The organism is Citrobacter sp. CK194 (assembly GCF_030333395.1).
In the GTDB taxonomy this organism is placed as follows: domain Bacteria; phylum Pseudomonadota; class Gammaproteobacteria; order Enterobacterales; family Enterobacteriaceae; genus Citrobacter_B; species Citrobacter_B koseri.
This window is the reverse complement of sequence record NZ_JAOWGA010000015.1, coordinates 278,719-292,975: the sequence shown is the minus strand read 5'-3', so window position 1 is coordinate 292,975 and position 14,257 is coordinate 278,719. Positions and strand designations below refer to the sequence as shown.

The 14,257-nt window shown below is 54.4% G+C and carries 12 protein-coding genes; 8 read left to right on the top strand and 4 right to left on the bottom strand.

The genetic code is table 11. The annotated features are described in order from the left end of the window. Positions 1-223 precede the first annotated feature (223 nt). The gene (locus OGX80_RS06805) at positions 224-586 is read right to left on the bottom strand and encodes a YibL family ribosome-associated protein (RefSeq protein WP_012135739.1); all 363 of its coding nucleotides are present in this window, start codon (positions 584-586) and stop codon (positions 224-226) included. A 290-nt stretch (positions 587-876) separates the two neighbouring features. Here OGX80_RS06805 and OGX80_RS06800 point away from each other — a divergent pair, with 290 nt between their 5' ends. After that, positions 877-1,086, top strand: coding sequence for a hypothetical protein (locus tag OGX80_RS06800; RefSeq protein WP_012135738.1), 210 nt, complete (start codon positions 877-879; stop codon positions 1,084-1,086). Between the two features lie 12 nt (positions 1,087-1,098). On the opposite strand, the gene mtlR is transcribed toward OGX80_RS06800, so the two are convergent. From mtlR to mtlA, 3 genes are all read right to left on the bottom strand, one after another. Continuing rightward, entirely contained in the window at positions 1,099-1,689 is a 591-nt protein-coding gene (mtlR, locus tag OGX80_RS06795) for a mannitol operon repressor MtlR (RefSeq protein WP_012135737.1), read from the bottom strand. Beyond that, positions 1,686-2,834, bottom strand: a complete 1,149-nt coding sequence (gene mtlD / locus OGX80_RS06790; RefSeq protein ID WP_024131058.1) for a mannitol-1-phosphate 5-dehydrogenase — start codon at positions 2,832-2,834, stop codon at positions 1,686-1,688. Before mtlD ends, mtlR begins: the two co-directional genes overlap by 4 nt. A gap of 202 nt (positions 2,835-3,036) precedes the next feature. Next, on the bottom strand, positions 3,037-4,950 hold the full coding sequence (gene mtlA, locus OGX80_RS06785; RefSeq protein ID WP_012135735.1) for a PTS mannitol transporter subunit IICBA: 1,914 nt from the start codon (positions 4,948-4,950) through the stop codon (positions 3,037-3,039). Positions 4,951-5,481: 531 nt separating this feature from the next. Between mtlA and OGX80_RS06780 the strand changes: the two genes are divergently transcribed. The 7 genes from OGX80_RS06780 to aldB all read left to right on the top strand — a co-directional run bounded on the left by OGX80_RS06780 (position 5,482) and on the right by aldB (position 14,209). Then, positions 5,482-5,865 carry a DUF3302 domain-containing protein gene (locus OGX80_RS06780; protein ID WP_115180975.1) on the top strand — a complete coding sequence of 128 codons (384 nt, stop codon included), beginning with the start codon at positions 5,482-5,484 and terminating at the stop codon, positions 5,863-5,865. A 2-nt stretch (positions 5,866-5,867) separates the two neighbouring features. Next, positions 5,868-7,004: an HlyD family secretion protein gene (locus tag OGX80_RS06775; protein WP_115180976.1), complete on the top strand. Its 1,137-nt coding sequence runs from the start codon at positions 5,868-5,870 to the stop codon at positions 7,002-7,004. 174 nt (positions 7,005-7,178) lie between these two features. Beyond that, entirely contained in the window at positions 7,179-7,787 is a 609-nt protein-coding gene (locus tag OGX80_RS06770) for a glutathione S-transferase (protein ID WP_047460300.1), read from the top strand. A 99-nt stretch (positions 7,788-7,886) separates the two neighbouring features. Beyond that, complete coding sequence (gene selA, locus OGX80_RS06765) at positions 7,887-9,278, top strand: L-seryl-tRNA(Sec) selenium transferase (protein WP_115180977.1); 1,392 nt, start codon at positions 7,887-7,889, stop codon at positions 9,276-9,278. Next, entirely contained in the window at positions 9,275-11,122 is a 1,848-nt protein-coding gene (gene selB, locus OGX80_RS06760) for a selenocysteine-specific translation elongation factor (RefSeq protein WP_058668276.1), read from the top strand. Before selA ends, selB begins: the two co-directional genes overlap by 4 nt. A gap of 186 nt (positions 11,123-11,308) precedes the next feature. Then, positions 11,309-12,460 carry an L-threonine dehydrogenase gene (gene yiaY / locus OGX80_RS06755; protein ID WP_115180978.1) on the top strand — a complete coding sequence of 384 codons (1,152 nt, stop codon included), beginning with the start codon at positions 11,309-11,311 and terminating at the stop codon, positions 12,458-12,460. A 210-nt stretch (positions 12,461-12,670) separates the two neighbouring features. After that, on the top strand, positions 12,671-14,209 hold the full coding sequence (gene aldB, locus OGX80_RS06750) for an aldehyde dehydrogenase AldB (RefSeq protein ID WP_115180979.1): 1,539 nt from the start codon (positions 12,671-12,673) through the stop codon (positions 14,207-14,209). Positions 14,210-14,257 lie beyond the last annotated feature (48 nt).

The window sequence follows — 14,257 nt, the reverse complement described above, 5'->3', positions numbered from 1 at the left end:
CATCTCTTTGTCACATTATGTGTAAAAGTGGCCCTGCCAATATTGGGATGTAGGGGTAATGACAATGAATGGTTAATCAAATGTTGCTTATTGGCAACGCTAGTGTAGGTGAATTTTAATGAACTGTGAACCAGTGATCGGATTAAGGGATAATTGGTTGGGCCAATTGAGGGAGGCGAGGGAAAGGGCGGGCCGGGCAAGCGTGCGCGTACCCGGCAGAAGGTTAAAACTCGGTTTTTGCGAAACCGGTCATCTCTTTCAGACCCATTTCACGGCCTAATGCCGTCATTGGGTGGACGACAACCAGACCGCGCACGCTTTTCTTCAGCTTGCCCATATCGGCCTGTTCTTTTTTGGTAATCGCGCGGCGAAACGGCAGGTTCATCAGCTTTTGCGCTTCTTTACTCAGCTTCTGGCTGTGAACGTCACGCAGGCGCACGATCTCGGCTTCCAGCGTGGCTTTCTCTTTTTCCAGTTCGGCATATTTGTCAGCGGCATCGACAAGGGATAGCGAGGCCTGCTGGTGGCGGATGGCGTCCAGGCGATCGCTCAGACGTTTAATTTCGTTTTTTTCGACTTCTTTCATGGGATAGCTTCTGATGGAACCAGGATGAATTTTCTATAGTATGCGCGCAGAGCGGGATTATTCACAACTAATGGGATAAAAATAATCAAATAAGGCAAGTATTATAATGCTAATTGATTGTGTAACGTCTTGATTTAATACTTATTTAATAAACAAAACGTGATGTTAACGGTTTCTGCATGGCGGTTTGCGATTAAGCACGTTTTCCCCAATAGAAAACCCTGTCTGAGCCTAAACTAAAATTAGCGGCCGCGCATTCCCCGACGCGGAGAATACATGGAGATATCATCATGGTCAAAATAGGTGACAACGTTCCGCTTCTTATTGATAAGGCTGTAGATTTTATGGCTTCGAGTCAGGCATTTCGGGAGTATCTGAATAAAACGCCGCCGCGCGATATGGTTCCTGATGAGGTGCCGAAGGCAAATGCGCAGATGTACCTGCAACGTCTGGAATATTATCGCCAGCTCTATCAGCCGCAGCCGGAAGAAAAACAGTAAGTGGTTGACGGTCTATTTTTGAAAGGCTTTTTTTAAGCTGATTTTAGAAATCAGCTCGGTCAGGGAAAGCACCATCGTTGAGCGTACCGCTTGCTGGTAGCGCTGAATTTGCATGGCGTATAAACCCGGGTCAGAGGTCTCAAAATGCGGCGGCGGCGGTAACGCCGTCACGCAGTGCAGTTCGCCAAACGGCCCGAGAATTTCGTCGTCGGTGAACGCATATTCATTACCGTCGTGATTCAGTTCTTCACGCAGCGCCATCAGCAGTTCCGCATCTTCGTATTCAGGGCGACTGAGTACCCCCAGACCGTAGATCAGCTTCAGACGCACCGAGAGATCGCCCAGCGGTCCATCGCCGTCGAGCAACGGTTCTACTGCGTATTTCACCGCATAATCGTCTTTGCGAAACACCTGAAGTACCAGAATATTCACCGCCTCGGTGAGTAACTCTACGGCGGTGATGAGGAAACTTCGTACGGTTTTGCCAGCATTCAGACGCTCAAGCACGCGGTTTTCAAAGGCCTGGGTTTGTTCCATTATTGCCTGCATATCTGACAATCTGTCATTCGGGCGCAGGATGACCTGCGCCGTATTTTGCCTCATTTGGTCGCGTTGTATGCGTTAACCGCCTCCGCTACCACTTCGCTGTTTACATCCAGCCCGGAAATTTGCGCCAGCGCTTCCTGCGGCCCTTTCTCTGCGATCAGCGCAGCCAGTTCCTGGGCCTGCGGATCGTCTTCGCTGGTAAAGTGCATCGCGGCAGCGATACCGTTGACCAGGTTAACGTGCGGCAGGCCGTATTCCAGCGTGCCCAGCAGCGGTTTGATCAGACGGTCGCCCGCACTCAGTTTACGCAGCGGCTGGCGGCCAACGCGCTCAACGTCATCTTTCAGATACGGGTTTTCAAAACGACCGAGGATTTTCTGAATGTATGCCGCATGTTTGTCGGCATCAAAACCGTAGCGTTTGATCAGCACCGCGCCGCTCTCTTCCATCGCCCCTTTTACCACAGCGCGGATTTTCTCATCGAGAATCGCGTCACGGATGGTCTGATGACCGGTTAATTTTCCGAGGTACGCGGTTATAGCATGCCCGGTGTTCAGCGTGAAGAGTTTACGTTCGACAAATGCCATCAGGTTATCGGTTAATTCCATACCTGGAATATCTGGCAGCGCGCCTTTGAACTGCGTTTTATCGACAATCCACTCGCTGAAGGTTTCCACGGTGACTTCCAGCGGGTCGTTCGTGGCGGAGGCAGAAGGCGGCACGATACGGTCGACGGCGGAATCGACAAAACCGACATGTTGTTCAACCCAGGCTTTGTCTTCATCCGCCAGGGCGTTCATCACATGACCTTTCAATTGCGTGGTGCCGCGCACCATGTTTTCGCAGGCAATGATGTTAAGCGGCGCTTCAATCCCCTGCGTTTTACGTTTAACCAGGCCTTTGGCGATGGCCGGAGCAATGCGTTCCAGTACTACTGGCCCAACGGCGGTCGTGACCAAATCGACATGCGCAATCAGCTCAACCACGTCATCGCTGATGCTGCTCACGGCATTAACGCCGGAAACCGTATCAACCTGCTCATTTTCACCCACCACATGAACCTGATAGCTATGACGGGCATTCAGGGCGTCGAGCACGACCTGGTTTACATCCGCGAACGTCAGTTGTATCCCCGCGTCAGCCAGCAGTTTGCCGATAAATCCACGACCGATATTACCTGCGCCAAAATGTAATGCTTTCATAGTGTTAACCTTCATTAATGTTTTTACCCGAGAGGGCTGGGGTGAGGGACCGCATGGCTTCCCCCCTCACCCAAACCCTCTCCCTTGCGGGAGAGGAAACCGTACACCGCAGGCCCGCTAGCAGCGTCGCCGGGCATGATGCCGGCCTACGGGAACTGCACATCGTAGGCCCGGTAAGCGTGAGCGCCACCGGGCAACGGACTTACTTACGACCGGCCAGCAGTTCCAGCACTTCATCCACGCTGGTGGTATGCGCCAGACGCTCGATCACGGACTCATCATCCAGCGCGTTAGTCAGGCTGGTGATGACCTGGATGTGCTCGTTGTTACGCGCCGCGATACCAATGACCAGGCGGGCGATATCGTCTTCTTCTTCACCGAAGCGAACGCCTTCCGGGTACTGGCAGAAGACCACACCGGTTTTCAGCACGCGGTCTTTGGCTTCCACGGTGCCGTGCGGTACGGCGATAGACTCACCCAGATAAGTCGGGGTCAGTTTTTCACGTTCCAGCATGGCGTCGATGTATTCTGGCTCAACATAACCGCCTTTCACCAGTTGCTCGCCCGCAAAGCGAATGGCTTCTTCTTTAGTGGCGGCTTTACGACCCAGGAAGATGTTTTCTGCGCCCAGCTTGAACAGGTTGTTATCCCCTTCATCAAAGCTGTCTTTCAGATGGTCGCGTACTTTCTCTTCGTTGGTGTTGTGGCGCTGCGCGGCAACCAGACGTTCGGTCAGGCTGGTGTACAGTCCGCTATCCAGGAAGTTGGTCAGCGAAATGTGCTGCGCTTGCGGAACCTGGCGCATGGCGCGCTCGGTCAGGTCACGGTGAGTGATGACCAGGTCGACATCCGGCGGCAGGTTGTTGATCGCGCTGTTGGTGACGGAAATCTGGCTCAGACCCGCATCCTGAACTTTTTTGCGCAGTACGCCCGCACCCATTGCGCTGGAACCCATACCGGCATCACAGGCAACGATGATTTTACGTACATGGCTCAGGTCGTTGGTCACATCGCCAGCGGACAGCGCGGATGCGCCTTTAGATTCTGCTTTCATGTCCTGCACGCGACGGGTTGCCGCGTCGATATCATCATCTTCTTTCACTTTGCTGGTTTTCAGCAGAATGGAGGCAATGATGAAGGAGACCGCCATAGCAGCGATAATCGCCGTGATGTTAGCGAAGTAGGCGCCTTTTGGCGTCATCGCCAGTACCGCCAGGATAGAACCCGGAGACGCCGGAGAAACCAGACCGCCGTTCAGGATGGTCAGCGTAAACACGCCAGTCATACCACCGAGGATAACGGCCAGGATCAGACGCGGGTTCATCAGCACGTACGGGAAGTAAATTTCGTGGATACCGCCCAGGAAGTGGATGATTGCCGCACCGCCAGCAGACTGTTTTGCGCTGCCGCGACCGAAGAACATGTACGCCATCAGGATACCCATACCCGGGCCTGGGTTAGCTTCGATCAGGAAGAAGATGGATTTACCCAGCTCATGGGACTGCTGAATACCCAGCGGCGAGAAGATACCGTGGTTGATCGCGTTGTTGAGGAACAGGATTTTCGCCGGTTCAACGAAGATAGACGCCAGCGGCAGCATGTCATGGACAACCATGAAGTTAACGCCGGCTGCCAGCAGTTTGGACAGGACTTCAACCGCCGGGCCAATGCCGAGGAACGCCAGAATCGCGAGGATCATCCCGATGATGCCAGCGGAGAAGTTATTCACCAGCATTTCGAAACCGGATTTGATCTTACCGTCTACCCAGCTATCGAATTTCTTGATGCAGTAGCCGCCCAGCGGGCCTGCGATCATTGAGCCGAGGAACATCGGCATGTCCGCACCGACGATAACGCCCATCGTGGTGATAGCACCGACCACGCCGCCGCGCTCGCCGCCTACCAGCTTACCACCGGTATAACCGATCAGCAGCGGCAGGAGGTAGGTGATCATCGGACCAACGAGCTTTGCCAGCGTTTCGTTAGGCAACCACCCTGTTGGAATAAATAATGCGGTGATAATACCCCACGCGATAAACGCGCCGATATTTGGCATCACCATATTGCTGAGGAAACGACCAAAGCTTTGCACTTTGATCTTAATATCGGATGACATAAAAACACCCCTTCTTATGTTTGCTGTCGCGCAGGCTCGAAGCCCGAGGTTTGTTAATGTAGCGGCAGAGGTAGCCGGACCCTGTAGATAGTGCGAAATCTGGCACTGAATCGTTCAACTGTCCAGTTGCTGGCTTGTTGTGTGATTTAGATCACATGAATATAGGGTAGATGGTGGTTATTGATGTGATATTGATCACAAAACAGCTGTGTAAAAAAACAACAAACCCGGAATCACCGGTGGAAATAGCGTTTAAATGTGAACTGTTTCACATTTTTGATTTGAGGGTTTGTTGAATTTTTGTGATCTAAATCACAAGATATTTTCATCCGAAACCTGTGTGGTGTGATCTTAAGCAGATTCCGCCTCATGCTTCATTCTGATGTGTAATTGAGCAACCTCTCGCCGTGCAAAATTATCTTTGGGTTTGATGGCGAAAATGGCGGACTCGAATTATGTTCAAAATATCGGTGGAATCGTAATACGCCGCCTGTCATTTAACACTCTTATTAGCGTGAAGCCGGAGCAGGTATGTTTCTAAATTATTTCGCGTTAGGAGTATTGATCTTTGTTTTTCTGGTGATTTTTTATGGAATCATCATGATTCATGACATCCCTTATCTGATCGCTAAAAAACGAAACCACCCCCATGCTGATGCTATTCATACTGCTGGTTGGGTCAGTCTGTTTACGCTTCATGTTATTTGGCCGTTTCTGTGGATTTGGGCCACGCTTTATCAGCCTGAACGGGGCTGGGGCATGCAAGCGCATGTTTCACCGCAGGAAAAGGAACCTGAGCCGGGGCCAGAACCGGAGCCTGACACGGAACTTATCGCCTTGTCGAAACGTGTGGAAGCGCTGGAGCGAAAGCTGGCTGAGGTACAGTCCCCTGATATTCCCCCGTCGGAGAGCTAATCATGGATCTGTTGATTGTTTTGACCTACGTAGCATTAGCCTGGGCGGTATTTAAAATATTCAGGATTCCGGTGAATCAATGGACACTTTCCACGGCGGCATTAGGCGGGGTATTTTTAGTTAGCGGACTTATATTATTAATGAACTATAACCACCCCTATACTTTTACGGCGCAGAAAGCGGTTATTTCTATTCCTATTACGCCGCAGGTAACAGGTATTGTGAGTGAGGTAACGGATAAAAATAATCAGCTGATTAAAAAAGGCGATGTTTTATTCAAAATCGATCCCGTGCGGTATCAGGCGCGGGTCGACAGGTTACAGGCTGACCTGGTCACGACCACGCATAATATACATACCCTGAAGGCGCAATTAGCGGAGGCTCAGGCCAATACCACGCGGGTGTCCGCAGAACGCGACCGCCTCTATAAGGATTATCAGCGCTATCTGAAAGGCAGTCAGGCGAGGGTGAATCCGTTTTCTGAAAGCGATATCGATAACGCGCGGCAAAACTATTTAGCGCAGGATGCGATGGTAAAAGGTTCTGTTGCTGAGCAAACGCAGATCCAGAGCCAACTGGACAGCATGGTCGATGGCGAGCAGTCGCAAATCGTCAGCCTGCGGGCGCAGCTGGCCGAGGCGAAATACAATCTTGAACAGACGGTTATTCGCGCGCCGAGCAATGGCTATGTGACCCAGGTGCTTATCCGGCCCGGTAGCTATGCCGCCGCGCTGCCGCTGCGCCCGGTAATGGTTTTTATTCCCGAACAAAAACGGCAAATTGTCGCCCAGTTCCGGCAGAACTCATTATTACGTCTTGAGGCGGGAGATGAGGCAGAAGTGGTGTTCAATGCGCTGCCCGGCCAGGTATTCCAGGGCAAGTTGTTGAGTATTTTACCGGTTGTGCCCGGCGGTTCTTACCAGGCGCAGGGAACATTACAGTCCTTAAGCGTAACGCCGGGGATGGACGGCGTGCTTGCGTTGATTGAGCTGGAGCCGAATAGCGATGTGGATGCCCTGCCTGACGGCATTTACGCCCAGGTTGCGGTTTACTCCGATCACTTCGCCCATGTCTCCGTGATGCGTAAGGTGCTACTGCGCATGACCAGCTGGATGCACTATCTTTATTTGGATCATTAAGCGGGTCGTCACCTGCTTTTTAGTAAAAATGCCTGATGGCGCTATGCTTATCAGACCGACAGGAACAATGTCTGCAATGTGTAGACCGGATAAGGCGCTTGCGCCGCCATCCGGCAAAACTAAGGCAAGATTTATTGATACCACTTTATTTTTTGTTGGCAAAAAGGACACGGCATGAAACTCATCGGCAGCTATACCAGCCCTTTTGTGCGAAAGATTTCGGTTTTATTGCTGGAAAAGGGCATCACTTTCGAATTTGTGAATGAACTTCCCTACAACGCGGAAAACGGCGTGGCGCAGTACAACCCGCTTGGCAAAGTCCCCGCGCTGGTGACGGATAAGGGAGAGTGCTGGTTCGATTCCCCGATAATCGCCGAATATATTGAGTTACTGGATATTGCTCCGGTGATGATTCCGCGTGAACCGCTGGCCTCGCTGAAAGTACGGCAGATTGAAGCGCTGGCGGACGGCATTATGGATGCCGGTCTGGTTTCCGTGCGTGAACAGGCGCGCCCGGCGGCGCAGCAGTCTGAAACGGAACTGTTGCGCCAGCGCGAGAAAATCAACCGTAGCCTGGACGCGCTGGAAGGCTATCTGGTGGACGGGACGATTAAGACCGATACCGTGAATCTGGCAACCATCGCCATTGCCTGCGCTGTGGGCTATCTCAATTTCCGCCGCGTGGCGCCGGGCTGGTGTGTGGACAGACCGCACTTAGTCAAACTGGTGGAAACGCTCTTTCAACGCGAAAGCTTTGCCCGCACGGAACCGCCAAAGGCTTGATGCGCATTATGTCCGCCTGAGCAAACTCACGGTACAATCCCCCTCATGTCGATATCCCTCTCCGCACCGGAGGGGGCCACCAACAGCCAGGCCTTTTTCATGACAACCGAAACGCGTTCACTCTACAGCCAGCTTCCTGCTATCGATCGCTTACTGCGTGACAGCACTTTTCTCTCTTTACGTGATACCCACGGGCATACCAGGGTGGTGGATCTGCTTCGCCAGATGTTGGATGAAGCAAGGGAAGCGATTCGCGATACGCAGGCGCTGCCCGCGTGGTGCGAGAACTGGGCGCAAGAGGTGAATATCCGGCTGGCGAAAGAGGCGCAAAGCGCGCTGCGTCCGGTGATTAACCTGACGGGAACGGTGCTGCACACCAATCTGGGGCGTGCGCAGCAGGCGGAAGAGGCGATTGACGCGGTGACGCAGGCAATGCGCGCTCCGGTCACACTGGAATATGATCTGGATGGCGCCGGGCGCGGGCACCGCGATCGGGCGCTGGCGGATCTGTTATGTCGCATTACCGGGGCGGAAGACGCCTGTATTGTGAACAACAACGCGGCGGCCGTGTTGCTGATGCTGGCGGCGACGGCGAACGGTAAAGAGGTGGTGGTATCGCGTGGCGAACTGGTGGAGATTGGCGGCGCGTTTCGTATTCCTGATGTGATGCGTCAGGCGGGCTGTACGCTGCATGAGGTGGGCACCACCAACCGGACTCACGCGAAAGATTATCGTCAGGCGGTGAATGAAAACACCGGCCTGTTGATGAAAGTGCATACCAGTAATTACAGTATTGAAGGCTTCACCAAAGCGGTGGATGAGGCAGAGCTGGCCGCTATTGGGCTGGAGCTGGATATCCCGGTGGTGGCGGATCTGGGCAGCGGTTCGCTGGTGGATCTCAGTCAGTACGGCTTGCCGAAAGAACCGATGCCGCAGCAGCTGATTGCCGCAGGCGTCAGCCTGGTCAGCTTCTCTGGCGACAAGCTGCTGGGCGGGCCGCAGGCCGGGATCATTGTCGGCAAGAAAGAGATGATTGCGCAACTGCAAAGCCACCCGCTGAAGCGGGCCCTGCGTGCCGACAAAATGACGCTGGCGGCGTTGGAGGCAACCCTGCAACTTTACCTGCACCCGGAAGCGCTGGCGGAGAAACTGCCGACGCTGCGGCTGTTAACCCGCAGTGAAGCAGCGATTCAGGCGCAGGCGCAGCGGCTACAGGCGGCGCTTGCCGCACGCTTTAGCGCGGAGTTCGCGGTAAACGTGATGCCTTGCCTGTCGCAGATCGGCAGCGGTTCGCTGCCGGTTGATCGGCTGCCCAGCGCGGCACTGACCTTTACGCCGCATGACGGGCGCGGAAGCCGTCTTGAGGCGCTGGCGGCTCGCTGGCGCGCGCTGCCCGTCCCGATCATTGGCCGAATTTACGATGGTCGCCTGTGGCTGGATATCCGCTGCCTTGAAGACGAGACCCGGTTTATGGAGATGATGTTGAAATGATTATTGCAACCGCCGGACACGTTGACCACGGAAAAACAACGCTATTACAGGCGATTACCGGCGTGAATGCCGATCGCCTGCCGGAAGAAAAAAAACGCGGTATGACTATCGATCTGGGGTATGCCTACTGGCCGCAGCCGGATGGCCGCGTACTGGGATTTATCGACGTTCCCGGTCATGAAAAGTTTCTCTCCAACATGCTGGCGGGCGTGGGCGGTATCGATCATGCGCTGCTGGTTGTCGCCTGCGATGACGGCGTGATGGCGCAGACCCGCGAGCATCTGCAAATTTTACAACTGACGGGCAATCCGCAGCTTACGGTTGCGCTGACCAAAGCCGACCGCGTGGACGAAGCGCGAATCGAAGAGGTGCGGGAAGAGATTCTGGCGACGCTGGGCCATTACGGGTTTGCCGACGCGACGCTGTTTGTCACCGCCGCAAATGAAGGGCGCGGTATTGAGGCATTGCGCGAGCATTTACGGCAGTTGACGGGCCGCGCGCATCCCGGCCATCAGAGCTTTCGCCTGGCGATCGATCGCGCGTTTACGGTGAAAGGCGCAGGGCTGGTGGTGACCGGTACGGCGCTCAGCGGCGAAGTGAACGTTGGCGATACGCTGTGGCTGACCGGTGTGAATAAGCCAATGCGCGTGCGCAGCCTGCATGCGCAGAATCAGGCGACTGAACACGCTCATGCCGGACAGCGTATTGCGCTGAATATCGCGGGTGATGCGGAAAAAGAGCAGCTTAACCGTGGCGACTGGCTTCTCTCTGACGTACCGCCGGATGCCTTTTCACGCGTCATCGTTTCGTTAGAACATGCTGCGCCGCTCGTGCAATGGCAACCGCTGCATATTCACCACGCCGCCAGCCATGTCACCGGACGTATTTCCCTGCTGGAGGGCACGCTGGCGGAACTGGTGTTCGATACGCCGCTATGGCTTGCCGATAACGATCGGCTGGTATTACGCGATATTTCTGCCCGAACCACGCTTGCTGGCGCACGCGTGGTGACGCTCAACTCGCCGCGTCGCGGTAAACGTAAACCGGAATATCTGCAATGGCTGTCGGCGCTGGAAAACGCCAGGGATGACAGCGCCGCGCTGGCGACGCATCTCGAACGCGGCGCGGTGAATATTCCTGATTTCGTGTGGGCACGGCAGCTCAACGGCGACGGTATGCGCCAGCTTATTGAACAGCATGGTTTTATTCAGGCGGGTTACAGCCTGTTGAATGCCCCTGTCGCCGCGCGCTGGCAGCGTAAGATTCTGGATACGCTCGCGATGTACCACGAACACCATCGCGATGAACCCGGCCCGGGGCGCGAGCGTTTGCGGCGCATGGCGCTCCCGATGGAAGACGAAGCGCTGGTGCTGCTGCTCATCGACCGTATGCGTGAAAGCGGCGTGATTCACAGCCACCATGGCTGGTTGCATTTACCGGATCACAAAGCCGGTTTCAGCGACGAGCAGCAGGCCGTCTGGCAAAACATTGAGCCGCTGTTTGGCGACGACCCCTGGTGGGTGCGCGATCTGGCGAAAGAAAAGGGCGTGGACGAGCAGGTTATGCGGCAGGTGCTGCGACAGGCGGCACAGCAGGGCATGATTACCGCGATCGTGAAAGATCGTTATTACCGTAACGATCGGATTGTCGCTTTTGCGAACCTGATCCGCGAACTGGATCAGGAGAGAGGCTCGACCTGCGCCGCTGATTTTCGCGATCGGCTGAATGTTGGACGAAAACTCGCCATTCAGATTCTGGAGTATTTTGACCGGACAGGATTCACGCGCCGTCGCGGAAACGATCATTTATTACGCGATGCGTTATTATTTCCGGCAAAAGAATGATACGAATTATTAAAATAGAAAATGAATTAATACAATTATTTTCTTGAATTATATAAAGCACAGCAGGCGATGAACCTAATGTGCTTTTTTATATTTTATAATGGGAAAATAACAACAGCGATCATATTTTCACGACAGGTTCATCCGTATGCTGCCAGCCTTATTTCAGTAATTAAGGATGGTACAATGGCTGCTTCAACATTTTTTATTCCTTCCGTGAATGTAATCGGCGCTGGTGCATTAAAAGAAGCAATGAATACTATGGCGGAATATGGTTTTCGCCGTACATTAATTGTCACGGATAGCATGTTGACAACATTAGGCATGGCTGGAGATATTCAGAAAGCGTTGCAGGAACGCGATATTTTCAGCGTTATTTATGATGGCACGCAGCCGAACCCGACCACCGAAAACGTGGCTGCCGGGCTGAAACTCCTGAAAGAACACGGGTGCGATAGCGTAATTTCGCTGGGCGGCGGCTCTCCGCACGACTGTGCGAAAGGCATCGCGCTGGTGGCGGCGAACGGCGGCGACATCCGCGACTATGAAGGCGTGGATCGCTCCGCGAAACCTCAGCTACCGATGATTGCCATCAACACGACGGCGGGAACGGCATCAGAAATGACCCGCTTCTGCATCATTACCGACGAAGCGCGCCATATCAAGATGGCGATTGTGGATAAACACGTTACGCCGCTGCTCTCTGTGAATGACTCTTCGTTGATGATGGGGATGCCGAAATCGCTGACTGCCGCGACCGGCATGGATGCGTTAACCCACGCCATTGAAGCCTATGTTTCTATTGCCGCAACGCCGATTACTGATGCGTGCGCGCTGAAAGCCATCTCTATGATTGCGGAAAACCTGGCGATTGCCGTGGAAGAGGGCAGCAACGCGCAGGCGCGCGAAGCGATGGCCTATGCGCAATTCCTGGCTGGTATGGCGTTTAACAATGCTTCTCTGGGCTATGTCCACGCGATGGCGCACCAGCTCGGCGGCTTCTACAATCTGCCGCACGGCGTATGTAATGCGGTGCTGTTGCCGCACGTTCAGGTATTTAACAGCCAGGTCGCGGCAGTCCGTCTGCGTGACTGTGCGGCTGCGATGGGCGTTAATGTAACCGGGATGAGTGAAGCCGACGGCGCGAAAGCGTGCATTGACGCTATCCGTCAGCTGGCGCAGCAGGTCAACATTCCGGCGGGCCTGCGCGACCTGAATGTGAAAGAAGAAGATATTTCCGTGCTGGCGACCAATGCGCTGAAAGACGCCTGTGGCCTGACCAACCCTATTCAGGCGACCCACGACGAGATCATGGCGATTTACCACGCGGCGATGTAATTGAGTGATTGCCGGATATACGCATCGTGTCATTCCGGCGTCATGCCCGATGGCGCTGTGCTTATCGGGCCTACACTGTGCGGTAAGGTGAAACGGCTTAAACATCCGCTTGTCTATATCGTGACCGCAGTCGTAAAGCAGTAAAAGGCTGGCGAAGATTTCGCCAGTCCCGTCTAACCTTTGTAGTACCCCTACAGTAAGGAGACGGTCATGACCAATAATCCCCCTTCAACGCGTATTCAGCCCGGTGAGTATGGTTTTCCTCTGAAATTAAAAGCCCGCTATGACAACTTTATCGGCGGAGACTGGGTTGCACCGGCAGACGGCGAGTATTACCAGAATCTGACGCCGGTGACCGGGCAACTGCTGTGTGAAGTCGCCTCTTCCGGCAAAAAAGATATCGATCTGGCGCTGGATGCCGCGCATAAAGTGAAAGAACAGTGGGCGCATACGTCCGTGCAGGATCGCGCCGCGATTCTGTTTAAGATTGCCGATCGCATGGAGCAAAACCTGGAACTGCTGGCAACGGCGGAAACCTGGGATAACGGCAAACCCATCCGTGAAACCAGCGCTGCCGACGTGCCGCTGGCGATCGACCATTTCCGCTATTTTGCGTCCTGTATCCGCGCACAAGAGGGCGGTATCAGCGAAGTTGACAGCGAAACGGTGGCCTATCACTTCCATGAACCTCTGGGCGTGGTGGGGCAGATCATCCCGTGGAACTTCCCGCTGCTGATGGCGAGCTGGAAAATGGCTCCGGCGCTGGCAGCGGGGAACTGCGTGGTGCTCAAACCTGCGCGTCTGACGCCGCTTTCGGTTCTGTTGCTGATGGAAATCGTTGGCGACCTGCTCCCGCCGGGCGTGGTCAACGTCGTGAACGGCGCGGGCGGAGAGATCGGCGAATATCTGGCGACGTCGAAGCGGATCGCGAAGGTGGCTTTTACCGGTTCGACGGAAGTCGGGCAACAGATCATGCAGTACGCGACACAAAACATTATCCCGGTAACGCTGGAGCTGGGCGGTAAGTCCCCCAATATCTTCTTTGCCGATGTGATGGATGAAGAGGATGCGTTTTTCGACAAGGCGCTGGAGGGCTTTGCGCTGTTTGCCTTTAACCAGGGCGAAGTTTGTACCTGCCCGAGCCGTGCGCTGGTACAGGAGTCTATTTATGAGCGCTTTATGGAGCGGGCCATTCGTCGCGTCGAAAGCATTCGCAGCGGTAACCCGCTCGACAGCGTTACGCAGATGGGCGCGCAGGTCTCCCAGGGTCAACTGGAAACCATCCTCAACTACATTGATATCGGTAAGAAAGAAGGCGCGGATGTGTTAACCGGCGGACGGCGCAAGCAGCTGGAAGGAGAGCTGAAAGAGGGCTATTACCTCGAACCGACCATCCTGTTTGGTAAGAACAATATGCGCGTCTTCCAGGAGGAGATTTTTGGCCCGGTGCTGGCGGTGACGACCTTCAGGACGATGGAGGAAGCGCTGGAACTGGCTAACGACACCCAGTACGGGCTTGGCGCCGGAGTCTGGAGTCGTAACGGCAACCTGGCGTACAAAATGGGGCGCGGTATTCAGGCGGGACGCGTATGGACCAACTGCTATCATGCTTACCCGGCGCATGCTGCGTTCGGCGGCTATAAGCAGTCGGGGATTGGCCGCGAGACCCACAAAATGATGCTGGAGCATTATCAGCAAACCAAATGTCTGCTGGTGAGCTATTCCGATAAACCGCTGGGGCTGTTTTAAGCGCCGTATAACCACGTTGCCGGATGGCGGCTTCGCCTTATCCGGCCT